We start from the raw sequence: 13,095 nt of genomic DNA on the forward strand, positions 1-13,095 counted from the left end.
CGTCCCTCCGTTCGCAGGTGCCGGGCCGGGTCAGGCACGGGAGCCCGCCGTGCGACGGCGACGGCTCCCGGCCCGTCGGCCGCCGCCGTCCTCCTTCGGCTCGGGCTCCTCGGCCTCGGCCCCCTCCGGCTCGGCGTCGTCGTACTCGGCGTCGTCGTACTCCGGGTCGGGCTCGTCGGCCGGTTCCTCGTCCACGGCCTCGTCGTCGGCGAGGTCGTCCTCGTCGAGGTCCTCCTCCGCGTAGTCGTCGTCCTCGACCGGTTCCTCGTCGGCGAGGTCGTCGTCCTCCGCGAGGTCGTCGTCGTACTCGGCGTCCTCGTAGTCGTCGTCGTACTCGGCGTCCTCGTCGTCGTCGTACTCGGCGTCCTCGTCGTCGTACTCGGCGTCCTCGTCGTCGTACTCGGCCTCGCGCTCCTCCTCGAGCCCCTCCTCGTGGGTCTTGACGACCTCGCTGTCGCGGATCTCCCCGCGCCAGCCCTCCAGCTCCTCGCGATTGAGCAGGGTCTCGACCATCACGTGCCGGCCGTAGTGCTTGAACTCCAGCCGGGCCCGGCGGCCGACGGCGCGCCAGATGTTGCCGGTCTTCTCGAACAGGCCGACCGGGTAGTACTCGAGGATCAGCACGACGCGGGTCAGGTTCGGCGCGAGTTCGTGGAACGACACGCACCCGTTGGCATAACCCTTGGCACCCTGCGAACGCCAGATGATGTGGGTGTCCGGAATCTGCTCGATGATCGTCGCGCTCCAGGTGCGCTTCGACCAGAACACCTGGGCCTTCCAGTTCGTCTTCTCGTCGGACTCCTGGTCGACCGACTGCACCTTCTTCATGAAGGTCGAGAAGTCCGCGAACTGCGTCCACTGGTCGTAGGCGACCCGCACCGGGACACCGACGTCGAGGTGCTCGACGATGTTCATGAACTTGAACTTGCCGCGGCCCCCGCCGGAACCACCGCCGCCGGAGCCGCCCTCGGAGTCCTCGGAGTCGTCGTCGCCGCCGAGCCCGACGGCCCCCATCACCTTGTCCTTGACGGCCGAGAACCCGCCCTTCACCGCGTTCGTCACCGGATTGCCCCCCTCCTCCGAGCCACCCCCGCCGAGGGCCGCGCCCAGACCCGTCCCACCGTTCTCGGCGACGCCCGTCAGCCGCTCGGTGAGTCCCTCCACCTGGTTCATCGCGGCGCCGACCGCACGGTCGGCGGCCGCCTTCAACAGCAGCTGCCCGGCCTGTTTCAGGCGGTCGGTGGGCAGCTGGTCCAGCACCGAGGTGCTGCCGTCCCGCTCCTCAGCCATCGGCCCGCGCCTCCGACTTCTTCGTCGCACGCCCGCCCGAGCGCGGCGCCCGGCCGTTGCGCGAGCCGCCCTTGCCCGACGACCCCGAGGACGACGACTCGGAGCTGCGGCCCGAGGAGGACCGCGCGGTCCGCCGGGCCGGGGCCGCGCGGCCCTCGGAGTCGGGGTCCGCACCGTCCGACGACGACCGGCTCGACGATCCCGCACGTCCCGACGACGATCCCGAGCCCGACGACCGTGCGGTCCGCCGGCGCGGGGGGTCCTCGGAGTCGGCGTCGGCCGACCGCGGACGGCGCGCCTTCGACGTCGTGCCCGCGACCGCCCGGCCCGCTCCCCGCGTCGCCGACCCGGCCGCGCGGGTGGTGCCCTTCGCGGCCCGGCCGACCACCGGAGCCTCCCCGGCGGCATCGCCGACGGCGTCGGTCGTGTCCCCGACGGCGTCGGTCGCACCCTCCGCGGTGTCCCCGGCGGCACCGGCGGCAGCACCGGCGCCCTCGACGGCCGCACCGGCCGCGTCACCGGTCTTCTCCACACCCGCCCCGGCGGCGTCACCGGCGGCGCCGGCGACCTCCTCGACCGGCTTGCCGAGGTTCTCGACCCGCTCGACGAGCGAGTTGGTCAGCGCCTCGAGCCGGTTGCCGGCCGCGGACACCGCGGCCTGTTTGCCCGCCTCGAACAGCCGGCCGCGCACGGCGTCGGACAGCCGGGTCAGCTCCGGCGACCCCGCCACCACCTTCGACGCCTGCGACACGACTCCGGCAGGCGTCAGATTCAGCTTCCGCCCGGCGAGCGCACCCCCGAGCATGATCGCCAGCTTGGCCTTTTTCGTTCTTCCCAGCACATAGCCGCCGACGACGGCCATTCCGATCTTGGAGGCGTTACTCATGACCCCGTCCCTCTCCATTGAGCGATTACCGGACAGCACTCCGGAACGCCCCGCGTTCCCCACTCCGAATCGGAACCATGACACACCACGAACCGATCTGCCTCCCCCGACGAATACGGACCGGGAGATCTCGCAATTCCGATCTTGTCGGCCCGGTGTCCATTCGATCTCCAGAGTGATCGAATAGACGTGGGATCGATTAAGGAAATGTTTCGTCCGAACGGAGCGATTGGCCGACGACCGCCCTAAGATCCATTCCGTGAAGAGCCCTGTCCACTACGGCGGACGGCCGCGTGCGACAACCGCTCACTTTCCTGCCCCACGGCCGTTCTCAGGATCGCCAGGCACCCCCGGTGGACTCCCGTCGACCGTTCGACGAACGACCGCGGAACACCTGGCGGCACGGGCGCGTCCGGGCGTCGCCGACGATCGTCCGTTCCGGACTCCCGGCCTCCCCCTCCCGGCGGCGCTACCCTGGCCCGTATGTCCGACGGGGCCCGGCGCTGGCGTCCCTCCGCCCGCCTGCGCCCGCTCGTGTCCGGGATCTGGTGCTGGTCCTCCCCCGCGGGCCCGGCGGGGACGCACCAGGGCGTGTCGAGCGCCCACCTGACCGTCGTGCTCTGCCTGGACGGTGCGGTCGACCTGCTCGCCGCTCCGGATCCGCGGCGCGGCCCGGGCCGGTTCGCCGCCTCGGCGGCCGGCCTGCACGCCGCACCCGCGGTGCTCGCGACCGGCCCCCGGCAGGCCGGGATGCAGCTGGAGATGACCTGGCGCGGGGCCCGCACGCTGCTCGGGCTGCCCGCCGGCGAGCTGGCCGGCGACGTCGTCGACCTCGCACTGCTCCTCCCCGGCCTGGACACCCTGCTGGACCGGCTGCGCGCCGAGCCGGGGTGGGCCGGGCGCTGCGCGCTGCTCGACGCCGCACTGTGCGCCGTCGCCGACGCCCGGGACCGTCCGGGCGACGCGCCGCCGGAGGTGGTGCGCGCCTGGGAGCTGCTGGCCCGCAGCGGCGGGACCGCGCGCGTCGCGGACGTCGCGGGGGAGGTCGGCTGGTCGCAGCGCCACCTCGGTGAGCGGCTGCGACGCGAGACCGGGCTCGCGACGAAGGCCGCGGCACGGGTCATCCGGTTCGAGCGGACGTGCACGCTGCTGCGCCGCCCGTCGGCTCCCCCGCTCGCCGAGCTGGCCGCGATCTGCGGCTACGCCGACCAGCAGCACCTGGCCCGCGACTTCCGCGACCTGGCGGGGACCACCGCGCTGACCTGGCGGGCCGAGCGGGTCCGGCCGGCGGCTCCGATTCGTCCACGACCGCGGCGCCCGTCCCCGGCACCCTCGCACCCATGAGCGACCTGCCCGGCCTCTGGCCCAGCCTGTCCAGCCCCGACCCGCGCGCCCTGGTCACGTTCCTGACCTCGGCGCTGGACTTCACCGAGCGCGCCGTCCACACCGGCGACGACGGCACGATCGTCCACGCCGAGCTGGTGCGCACGGGGTCCACCGGTGCCCCCGGCGGCGTGATGCTCGGCCCCGCCCACGACGGGTGCCGCCCACCCGGCGGCGCGGCCGTCCACCTCGTCTGCGACGACCCGGACGTCCTGTTCGCCCGCGCCGTCGCGGCCGGTGCCACCGTCGTGCACGCGCCCTTCGACGCCGACTACGGCAGCCGCCTGTTCGAGATCGCCGACCCGGACGGCAACCACTGGAGCGGGGGCACCTGGTACGAGTAGCGCGTGGTCCGCCTCGCCCTGCACACCCCGGAGATCCCGCCGAACACCGGCAACGCGATCCGGCTCGCCGCGAACACCGGTGCCGAGCTGCACCTGGTCCGGCCGCTCGGCTTCTCCCTCGACGAGCGCTCGGTGCGCCGGGCCGGGCTCGACTACGCCGACCTCGCCGAGGTCGTCGTGCACGACGACACGGCCACGTTCGCCGGCTGGGTGCGCGCCGCGGGGGCCCGGGTGTTCGCGTTCGTGCCGGGCGCGCCGGTCCGCTACACCGACGTCGCCTACTCCGACGGGGACGTGCTGCTGTTCGGCCGCGAGTCGACCGGGCTGCCGCCGGAGGTGGCGGGCGCGGACTGGGTGACGGGCACGGTGGCGCTGCCCATGCGGCCGTCGAACCGCTCGCTGAACCTGGCCAACGCCGCCGCCGTCGCCGTCTACGAGGCGTGGCGACAGCAGGGGTTCAGCTGATCCCGTCGAGGAACCGGGCGATCCCGGTGTCGAGGACCCGCTGCAGGTCGTAGGGGTGGTCCCCGATCCGGCGCAGCGCGGGCCCGCCGTGGCGCCGCAGCGCGGTGCGCAGCCCGGGGTCGTGGTCGGCCCAGGTGTCGGCGTCGACGCCGGTGTCGGCCTGCGCCTCCTGCTCCGCGGCCAGGGTCAGCGCCATCCCCCGCACGAACCCGGTCAGCGCCAGGTGCAGGTCGAACCGCTCCACCGGGTCGGCGACGACCTCCTCCAGCGCGGCGAGCTCGAACTCGGCGAAGCGCAGCAGCGACGGCAGCGCCTGCGGACGGGACAGCGACAGCACCCGCGCGAGCCACGGGTGCCGCCGGTGCACCCGCCACTGCGCGTGCACCGCCCCCTCCAGCCGGGCCCGCCACGGCCCGTCGGCCGGGGGCAGCACCAGCTCGGCGAACACCGCATCGAGCATCGCGAGCAGCAGCTCGTCGCGGCTGCGGACCAGCCGGTACAGCGACATCGTCGGCACGCCGAACGCACCGGCGAGGCGGCGCATGGACAGTGCGGCCAGGCCCTCGTCGTCGGCGATGCCGATCGCGGTCCGCACCAGCCGGTCCGTGTCCGGCGGCGGCACCGGACCCGGATGTCCCGCCGGCCCGGCGACGACGGAGCCGACCCGGGCCGTCGTGTGCAGCACACCCTCCTCGCGCAGCCGGGTCAGCGCCCGGGCGGCGGTGGACATCGCGACGCCGTGCTCGGCCACCAGCGCGCGCACCGACGGCGCACGGTCCCCGGGGCGCAGGTCGCCCGCCTCGATGCGGGCACGCACCGCGGCCGCGACCCGGTCCGTCGGCGACCCGTCCACCGCACCTCCCTGTACCACCTGTACCGCTACAGGCCAGGCGTCGTCCCAGCTCGTGGGGTCATGGTGATCTCGTACACCGTACCGAGGGAGGACGCATGACCGACATCCTGATCAGCGGGGCCGGCATCGCCGGGGCGACACTCGCGTGGTGGCTGCGGCGGCACGGGTTCCGGCCCGTCGTCGTCGAGTCGGCGCCGGGACCGCGGCCCGGCGGGCAGGCCGTCGACGTCCGGGGGCCCGCGCTGACCGTCGTCGACCGGATGGGGCTCGGGGCCGCGCTGCGGGCCGCACGCACCGCGATGGACGGCATGTCCCTGGTCGACGAGGACGGCACCGAGGTCTTCCGCAGTACCGAGGTGACGCTCACCGGCGGGCCGGTCGCGAGCGACGACGTCGAGATCCTCCGCGACGACCTCGCCGCCCTGCTCACCGGCGCGCTCGACGGCGTCGAGCACCGGTGGGGCGACCGGGTCGTCGCCCTCGACCCGGACCCGGCGGGCGGTACCCGGGTCCGCTTCGCGTCCGGTACCGAGGAGCACTACGACGTCGTGGTGGGCGCCGACGGCCAGCACTCCGGCGTCCGGCGCCTGGCCCTGGGCCCCGACGACGACGGCCGGCTGGTCCCGCTCGGCCAGCACGTCGCCGTGTTCACCCTGCCCAACACCTTCGAGCTGAGCCGCTGGCAGGTGTTCCTGCAGCGCCCCGACGCGATGGCCGGGCTCTACACCGCCCGCGACGACACCGAGGTCCGGGTGATGCTCGGCTTCTCCGACCCGGACGCCACCTACCACCACCGCGACCTCGGGGCGCAGCGCGCCCTGGTGGCGCGGCACTTCGCCGGCGGGGGCTGGTGGCTGCCCGAGCTGCTCGCCGGCATGACCCGCGCCGAGGACCTGTACCTCACCCCGGTCACCCAGGTGCGGCTGCCGGTCTGGTCGCGCGGTCCGGTCGCGCTCGTCGGCGACGCCGCCTGGTGCCCCACGCTGCTGTCCGGCCAGGGCACGACGCTGGCCGTGGTCGGCGCCTACGTGCTGGCCGGCGAGCTCGCCCGCACCGGCGGCGACCCCGGGCCTGCGGCCGCCGCCCACGAGCGGCGGATGCGCGGCTGGGTGGAGGCGAACCAGGAGCTGGCGCTGACCAACGCCGCACGCGTCCGGGAGCTGACCGCCCCGGACGCCGCCGCTCCCGGGCTCGCCGAGCACTGGGCCGCGACCGCCGCCACGGCCCTCACGCTCCCGGAGTACTGAGCACCGGAGGTCAGGACTGCCGGATCGCCTGCACGTCGAGCTGGATCTGGATCGTCGACCCGACCACGGGCAGCCCCTTGGCGATGGTCTGCTGCCAGTTGAGCGTGTAGTGCTCGCGGTGCAGCTGGGTGGTGGCGACCGCGCCGACCCGGTCACCGTTCCACTCCGCGGTGCCCAGGAACGTGGTGTCCAGCGAGACGTCGCTGGTGAGGCCGTGCAGCGTGAGGTCGCCGTCCACGGTCCACCGGTTCCCGCCGTGCGCGACGAAGCGCACGCTGGAGAAGCGCAGCTCGGGGAAGCGTTCGACGTCCAGGAAGTCGGCCGAGCGCAGGTGCGTGTCGCGGGCGGCGACGTTGGTGTCGACGCTGGCCGCGTCGATCACGACGTCCACCGAGGACTCCTCGAACGGCTCGGCGATCCGGATCTGCCCCTGGAACCGGTTGAACCGGCCGTACACCTTGGACATGCCGATGTGCCGGGCGACGAAGCGCACCGAGCTGTGGTCGCCGTCGATCACGAAGACGCCGGGGCGCGGCGGGCGCAGCGCCGGGTCCTCGCCGAGGACGATGTGGCCCATGTCGGCGTGCTCGCCCCAGGACACCTCGACGACGTCGGTGACCTGCTGGTAGCCGCCCGCCTCGACGCGCACCCGGTACCGGCCGGGCATCAGCGACGCGGCGAACCGGCCGAACGGGTCGGTCTCGACGTGCACCGCGCGCCGGTCGGCGGGGTCCATCACCGACACCTCGGTACCGGCCAGGGCACCGCCCTGCTGGTCGCGGACCTGACCGGACAGCACACCGCCGGTCAGCGGAATCGGGACGAGCGCATGCCGGTCGGTGGTGCCCCGCGCCGGGCGACGACGGTCCTTCTTCCTCCAGAACACCAGCCACAACCTCCTCCGCCCGGCGACGACGGGCAGCACGACGTGCGGTCGCCGGCCGGCGACCCCTGGTCACTCTGGCACGAACGTGACCGTCCCGTTAACCCGTCGGCCCGAAAAGTCGATCACCGACGGTGTCGGGATCATCACCGCCCCGCGACCGTCACCCGCGGCGTCACTCGTCCTCGTCGGCGATCTCGCCGCCGTCGGCGGTCCCGCCGCCGCGGATCAGGAAGAGAGCACCCTCCAGCTCGTCCGGCTTGACCAGCACGTCGCGGGCCTTCGAGCCCTCCGAGGGGCCGACGATGTTGCGGGTCTCGAGCAGGTCCATCAGCCGGCCCGCCTTCGCGAACCCGACCCGCAGCTTGCGCTGCAGCATCGAGGTCGACCCGAACTGCGAGGTGACGATCAGCTCGGTGGCCTGCAGCAGCAGGTCGAGGTCGTCGCCGATGTCGGCGTCGATCTCCTTCTTCTCGCCGGCCTTCTGCGCGGTGACGCCCTCGGTGTAGCTGGGTTCGGCCTGCTCCTTGGTGAACGCGACGACCTTCGAGATCTCGTCGTCGTCGACGAAGGCGCCCTGCATGCGGACCGGCTTGCCGGCGCCCATCGGCAGGTAGAGCGCGTCGCCCATGCCGATCAGCTTCTCCGCGCCCGGCTGGTCGAGGATGACCCGCGAGTCGGTGAGCGAGGACGTCGCGAACGCCAGGCGGCTGGGCACGTTGGTCTTGATCAGACCGGTGACGACGTCCACCGACGGCCGCTGGGTCGCCAGGATCAGGTGGATCCCGGCCGCACGCGCCTTCTGGGTGATCCGGACGATCGCGTCCTCGACGTCGCGCGGCGCGGTCATCATGAGGTCGGCGAGCTCGTCGACGATGCACATGATGTACGGGTAGGGCCGGTACACCCGCTCGGACCCGGGCGGGGCGGTGATCTCCCCGGTGCGGACCTTGCGGTTGAAGTCGTCGACGTGGCGGACCCGGTTGGCCTGCATGTCCTGGTAGCGCTGCTCCATCTCCTCCACCAGCCAGGACAGCGCCGCGGCGGCCTTCTTCGGCTGGGTGATGATGGGCGTGATCAGGTGCGGGATGCCCTCGTAGGGCGTCAGCTCGACCATCTTCGGGTCGATGAGGATCATCCGGACCTCGTCCGGCGTGGCCCGCGTCAGCAGCGACACCAGCATCGAGTTGACGAAGCTGGACTTACCGGAACCGGTGGAGCCCGCGACCAGCAGGTGCGGCATCTTCGCCAGGTTCGCGACGAGGTAGTGGCCCTCGATGTCCTTGCCCAGGCCGATGCCCATCGGGTGCTGCTCGGCGCGGGCGTTGCCCGAGCGCAGCACGTCGCCGAGGCGGACCATCTCGCGGTCGGTGTTGGGCACCTCGATGCCGACCGCGGACTTGCCGGGGATCGGCGCGAGCAGCCGCACGTTGTCGTTGGCGACGGCGTAGGCGAGGTTGCGCTGCAGCTGGGTGATCTTCTCGACCTTCACCGCCGGGCCGAGCTCGATCTCGTAGCGGGTGACCGTCGGGCCACGGGTGAAGCCGGTGACCTGGGCGTCGACGTTGAACTGGTCGAGGACCCCGGTGATCGCCTCGATCATCGCGTCGTTGGCGGAGCTGCGCGACTTCGGCGGCGGCCCGGACTCCAGGGTGTCCGCCGGCGGCAGGATGTACTCGGTGTCGGACTGCGGCTCGCGGATCGCCATCGAGAGCTGCTCTCCCTCGAGCGGCTCGTCCGCGACCTGCGGCGTCTCGACGACGGGCTTGCGCGGCTTCGTCGCCGGCGGTGCGGCCGCGGCGGGGACGGCGGCGGGCGCCTCCTCGTCCGGGACGCCGGGCAGCGACGGGTCCACCGGGGCCGGGGCGTGCTCGCCCTCCTCCGTCCGGAACGCGTCGGCCTCCGCGGCCCCCTGCCTGCGCCGCGCCGGGCGCCGCTTCTTCGGCGCCTCCGCGGCGTCCCCGGCCTGCCCGTCCCGCTCGGCGACGGCGTCGGCCACCGTGCGCGGGCGGCCCGCGCCGGTGTCCTCCTCGTCGTCCCGCTCGGGCGGCAGCTGCCCGGTGAGCCTGCGGAAACGGTCCGGCAGCTCCCGCACCGGGATGCCGGTGACCAGCAGGACCGAGTACAGCGTCAGGAGGACGAGAACGGGGACGGCCGTCCACAGGCTGAGCCCGGCCTTCAGCGGGGTCCCCGCGACGTAGCCGACCGCGCCGCCCGCGCCGCGCCAGGCGTCGGGCTCGGCGGGCGCTCCGGCGCCCAGGTGCACCAGCCCGAGCACGCCGAGGGCGAGCAGCAGGCTGCCGGTCACGATCCGCGGCCGGGCCTCCGGGTGCCCCTCGGTGGTGACCAGCACGATGCCGATGCCCAGCAGGATCGCCGGCAGCGCCACGCCGGCCTGGCCCATCACCGCCTGCACGAGGAAGGTGAACCAGTAGCCGACCGAGCCGCCCGCCTGCCACCACAGCCCGGCGGCGGCGATGACGGCGAGCACGAGCATGCCGAAGCCGATGCCGTCACGGCGGTGCGCGGGGTCGATCTCGCGGGTGCGCCCGACCGCGCGCCCGGAGGCGCGGACGGTCTTCGCCACGCCCCGGCCGACCGCGTCGATCCCGCGGTCGACCAGGTCCGGGCCCTGGCGCCGGGCCGGTGGCCTGCGGCCTGCCGACGGGCGCTTGCGGGCGGTGGACGCGCGCGAGCCCGACCGCCCCGAGCCGCGGCCCGCGGCCGCAGTCGTGGTGGTCCTGCCCGTGCCCGTGCGTCCCGCCATGTCACACACGGTAGCCCGGTTCGGTGATCGAACCGGGGACCGACGCGGGTGTGGAGGGGTCGACGACCCCTCCACACACTCAGACGGCGATGACCGTGGGGACGATCATGGGGCGGCGGCGGTAGGTGTCCGACACCCAGCGGCCGACGACGCGCCGCACGCCCTGGGCGATCCGGTGCGGGTCGGTGACGTTCTCGTTCTCCAGCCGGGACAGCTCGTCCTCGACCAGCGACTGGGCGGCGTCGAGCGCCTTGGGGTCGTCGGAGAACCCGCGGCCGGACAGCGTCGGACGCGACAGCGCACGGCCGGTCTTGTGGTCGATCGCCACGTTGATCGCGATGAAACCGCCCTCGCCGAGCGCGATGCGGTCACCGAGAGTGGTCTCGCCCACGTCACCGACCGACAGCCCGTCGACGTAGACCTGCCCGACCTCGACCCGGCCGGTGATCGCCGCGCGGCCGTCGACGAGGTCCACGACCACGCCGTTCTCCGCGATGACCACCGACTCCTCGGGCACCCCCGTGCGACGCGCGAGCGCGGCGTTGGCCCGCAGGTGGCGCCACTCCCCGTGCACCGGCATGACGTTCGACGGGCGCACCGCGTTGTAGAGGAACAACAGCTCGCCGGCCGGGGCGTGCCCGGAGACGTGCACCTTGGCGTTGCCCTGGTGCACGACGGTCGCGCCGAGCCGGGTCAGCCCGTTGATCACGCCGAACACGGCGGTCTCGTTGCCCGGGATCAGCGAGCTGGCCAGGATGATCGTGTCGTCCGGGCGGATCGTGATGCTGCGGTGGTCCCCGCGCGCCATCCGGGACAGCGCGGCGAGCGGCTCGCCCTGCGATCCGGTGGAGACGAGCACCAGCTTCTCGTCGGGCAGGCGCATCGCCTCGTCGATGTCGACGAGCAGCCCGTCGGGGATGTTCAGCAGCGAGTGGTCGTCGGCCAGGCCCATGTTGCGGACCATCGAGCGCCCGGTCAGGCACACCTTGCGGCCGTGCGCGTGCGCGGCGTCGAGCACCTGCTGGACACGGTGCACGTGGCTGGCGAAGCAGGCCAGGATGATCCGCGACGGCGCCCGGCGGACCAGGTCGGAGATGACCGGCCCGATGTCGGCCTCGGGGGTGACGAAGCCCGGCACCTCGGCGTTGGTGGAGTCGACCAGGAACAGGTCGACGCCCTCCTCGCCCAGCCGGGAGAACCCGCCCAGGTCGGTGAGCCGCCCGTCGAGCGGGAGCTGGTCGAGCTTGATGTCGCCGGTGTGCAGCAGCAGCCCGGCGGGCGTGCGGATCGCGACGGCGACGGCGTCGGGGATCGAGTGGTTGACCGCGAAGTACTCGCAGTCCCACCCGCCGTGGGACACCCGGTCGCCCTCCTTGATCTCCTGCAGGTGCGGGGTCAGGCGGTGTTCCTTGCACTTGGCCGCGACCAGGGCGAGCGTGAACCGGGACCCGACGACGGGGATGTCCGGGCGCATGCGCAGCAACCACGGCACGGCACCGATGTGGTCCTCGTGGCCGTGGGTCAGCACGAGCGCGTCGATGTCGTCGAGGCGGTCCTCGATGGTCCGGAAGTCGGGCAGGATCAGGTCGATGCCCGGCTCGGAGTCGGACGGGAACAGCACGCCGCAGTCGACGACGAGCAGCCGGCCCTCGTACTCGAAGACGGTCATGTTGCGACCGACCTCGCCGATGCCGCCGAGCGCGTAGACGCGCAGGCCACCCCGCGCGAGGGCGGGTGGCGGGGCGTCCGGGAGCTCCGGGCGCTCGATGTCCTCCGGCGGTGCGGAGAGCGTCCGGCCGGGCCGGTTGCGTCGGTCGTTGCGCTGGGGACTCACAGGGGTTCGTGCCTCACATGGGTTCGTGTTCTCTGGTTCGCGTTCTCGGGGCCCGCCCGGGTGCGGAGGCGGCGCTCCGCTCAGGTGCGGTGGTACGCGACCTCGGCGCCGATGTCGGCTGCGGTGCGTCCGCCCAGGGCACCGTGGCCGGGCTGGTAGGCGGGGGCGTTCGGGCGGGCCTGCGGGTCCAGCGCCACCCCGGCGACGGCCAGGTCGCCGGCGATCGCCGCGACCTGGTCCTCGGTGGCGGGCGGCAGCGGCAGCCGGGTGTCGCCGACGTCGATGCCGCGCAGCCGCAGTGCGGTCTTGGCGAACACCGCGCCGCCGACCCGGCCCATCCCGCGGATCACCGGGAGCATCGCGTAGTGCAGCGCACGGGCCCGCTGGTGTTCACCGGCGTGGTAGGCGTCGATCATGGCGCGCAGCCGGTCGGCGACGACGTGGCCGATCACGCTGACGAAGCCGACCGCCCCGACCGAGAGCCACGGCAGGTTCACCGGGTCGTCGCCCGAGTAGTAGGCGAGCGTCGTGGTGGCCAGCACCTCGGTGCCGACGCGCAGGTCGTTGCGGGCGTCCTTCACCGCGACGATGCGGGGGTTCTGCGCCAGGCGCTGGAAGGTCTCGACGTCGATCCCGATCACACTGCGCGGCGGGATGTCGTAGAGCATCACCGGCAGGTCGCCCGCATCGGCGACGGCGGTGAAGTGCGCGAGCAGGCCCTCCTGCGGCGGCCGCGAGTAGTACGGCGTCACCACGAGCAGCCCGTGCGCACCCGCGCGTTCCGCGCTGCGGGCCAGCTCGATCGAGTGCGCGGTGTCGTAGGTGCCCGCCCCGGCGACGACGGTCGCCCGGTCCCCCACCGCCGACACGACGGCGCGGATCAGCTCGGACTTCTCGGTGTCCGACGTCGTCGGCCCCTCACCGGTCGTGCCGTTGACGACCAGCCCGTCGTTGCCGAGGTCGACCAGGTGGTTCGCCAGCTCCTCGGCCTTCGCCAGGTCCAGCTCGCCATCGGCGTCGAACGGCGTGACCATCGCGGTCAGCACCTCGCCGAACGGTCGGCGCGGCGGGTGCTGCTGCCCGCCGGGGGCGGGATCGGGGCCGGTGCTCATGACTGGTGACGGTACCGCCCGGAGGACCGAC

General features: G+C 73.6%; 11 protein-coding genes. 4 read left to right on the plus strand and 7 right to left on the minus strand.

Annotated elements, in window-relative coordinates:
* Nucleotides 1–30: 30 nt before the first annotated feature.
* The gene (locus ND486_RS14580; protein ID WP_251784776.1) at nucleotides 31–1,290 is read right to left on the minus strand and encodes an SRPBCC family protein; all 1,260 of its coding nucleotides are present in this window, start codon (nucleotides 1,288–1,290) and stop codon (nucleotides 31–33) included.
* Nucleotides 1,283–2,176 (minus strand): hypothetical protein, encoded by an 894-nt coding sequence (locus tag ND486_RS14585; protein WP_251784777.1) that lies wholly within the window; start codon nucleotides 2,174–2,176, stop codon nucleotides 1,283–1,285. Before ND486_RS14585 ends, ND486_RS14580 begins: the two co-directional genes overlap by 8 nt.
* Nucleotides 2,177–2,659: 483 nt before the next feature.
* On the opposite strand from ND486_RS14585, the gene ND486_RS14590 reads away from it, so the two are divergent.
* The 3 genes from ND486_RS14590 to ND486_RS14600 are packed head-to-tail and all read left to right on the plus strand — an operon-like array spanning nucleotide 2,660 to nucleotide 4,368.
* Nucleotides 2,660–3,520, plus strand: coding sequence for an AraC family transcriptional regulator (locus ND486_RS14590; protein ID WP_251784778.1), 861 nt, complete (start codon nucleotides 2,660–2,662; stop codon nucleotides 3,518–3,520).
* Entirely contained in the window at nucleotides 3,517–3,903 is a 387-nt protein-coding gene (locus ND486_RS14595) for a VOC family protein (RefSeq protein ID WP_251784779.1), read from the plus strand. Before ND486_RS14590 ends, ND486_RS14595 begins: the two co-directional genes overlap by 4 nt.
* Nucleotides 3,904–3,906: 3 nt before the next feature.
* Nucleotides 3,907–4,368, plus strand: coding sequence for a tRNA (cytidine(34)-2'-O)-methyltransferase (locus ND486_RS14600; protein ID WP_251784780.1), 462 nt, complete (start codon nucleotides 3,907–3,909; stop codon nucleotides 4,366–4,368).
* Here ND486_RS14600 and ND486_RS29775 read toward each other — a convergent pair.
* Nucleotides 4,361–5,221 carry a winged helix-turn-helix domain-containing protein gene (locus ND486_RS29775; protein ID WP_251784781.1) on the minus strand — a complete coding sequence of 287 codons (861 nt, stop codon included), beginning with the start codon at nucleotides 5,219–5,221 and terminating at the stop codon, nucleotides 4,361–4,363. The genes ND486_RS14600 and ND486_RS29775 overlap by 8 nt on opposite strands.
* Before the next feature lie 95 nt (nucleotides 5,222–5,316).
* Between ND486_RS29775 and ND486_RS14610 the strand changes: the two genes are divergently transcribed.
* Complete coding sequence (locus ND486_RS14610; RefSeq protein ID WP_251784782.1) at nucleotides 5,317–6,468, plus strand: FAD-dependent monooxygenase; 1,152 nt, start codon at nucleotides 5,317–5,319, stop codon at nucleotides 6,466–6,468.
* Nucleotides 6,469–6,478: 10 nt separating this feature from the next.
* Here the strand turns inward: ND486_RS14610 and ND486_RS14615 are convergent, their stop codons facing one another.
* The 4 genes from ND486_RS14615 to dapA all read right to left on the minus strand — a co-directional run bounded on the left by ND486_RS14615 (nucleotide 6,479) and on the right by dapA (nucleotide 13,064).
* The gene (locus tag ND486_RS14615) at nucleotides 6,479–7,354 is read right to left on the minus strand and encodes a YceI family protein (RefSeq protein ID WP_251784783.1); all 876 of its coding nucleotides are present in this window, start codon (nucleotides 7,352–7,354) and stop codon (nucleotides 6,479–6,481) included.
* Nucleotides 7,355–7,526: 172 nt separating this feature from the next.
* Nucleotides 7,527–10,118 carry a DNA translocase FtsK gene (locus tag ND486_RS14620; RefSeq protein ID WP_251784784.1) on the minus strand — a complete coding sequence of 864 codons (2,592 nt, stop codon included), beginning with the start codon at nucleotides 10,116–10,118 and terminating at the stop codon, nucleotides 7,527–7,529.
* A 79-nt stretch (nucleotides 10,119–10,197) separates the two neighbouring features.
* Entirely contained in the window at nucleotides 10,198–11,886 is a 1,689-nt protein-coding gene (locus tag ND486_RS14625) for a ribonuclease J (RefSeq protein ID WP_208819522.1), read from the minus strand.
* Nucleotides 11,887–12,032: 146 nt separating this feature from the next.
* A complete protein-coding gene (gene dapA / locus ND486_RS14630; protein WP_251784785.1) occupies nucleotides 12,033–13,064 on the minus strand; it encodes a 4-hydroxy-tetrahydrodipicolinate synthase in 1,032 nt (343 codons plus the stop codon).
* Between the last annotated feature and the right edge of the window lie 31 nt (nucleotides 13,065–13,095).

Origin of the sequence: Pseudonocardia sp. DR1-2, assembly GCF_023717215.1 — a bacterium.
GTDB lineage: Bacteria > Actinomycetota > Actinomycetes > Mycobacteriales > Pseudonocardiaceae > Pseudonocardia > Pseudonocardia alni.